The following is a 449-nucleotide window of genomic DNA, read 5'->3' on the forward strand; positions in this document are numbered from 1 at the left end:
GTTGCCGGTGGCATTCTCGAAGTGCAGCCGAAGAAGGTGACCGTGCTGGCCGATACCGCAATCCGCGGTCACGACCTGGACGAAGCCAAGGCGAACGAAGCCAAGCGTGCAGCCGAAGAGGCGCTGCAAAACCAAAGCAGCGACCTGGATCTGGCCCGTGCGCAAGGTGAACTGGCCGTGGCAGCTGCGCAGCTTGCAGCGATCGCGCGCCTGCGTCGCAAGCGCTAAGGCAAGTCAAGTGTGTGCTGGCCAGTGTCATCGGCCACGAGCGCAGACGAAAAAAGCAGCCCCGAAGGGCTGCTTTTTTTTGCCTATCAAGGGCAAGGCGCCCTATTCAGCGGTGCTCACCTTCGTGCTTTTCCTCACCGCGATTGCCTTGCGGATGCGGTTGGGCATCATGGTGTTCCTGCCGAGGCGGTTGGGCCTGCGGTTGAGGTTGTGGCGGGCGG

Annotated in this window: 1 protein-coding gene; it reads left to right on the top strand. The window is 62.4% G+C overall.

Going from position 1 to position 449, the window contains the following annotated elements:
* Nucleotides 1–228 (top strand): ATP synthase delta/epsilon chain alpha-helix domain-containing protein (locus KDL01_RS47235; protein ID WP_281415871.1); only part of this gene is annotated, 228 nt, incomplete at its 5' end.
* Nucleotides 229–449: the final 221 nt, after the last annotated feature.

Origin of the sequence: Actinospica durhamensis (genome assembly GCF_018139695.1) — a bacterium.
In the GTDB taxonomy this organism is placed as follows: domain Bacteria; phylum Actinomycetota; class Actinomycetes; order Streptomycetales; family Catenulisporaceae; genus Actinospica; species Actinospica durhamensis.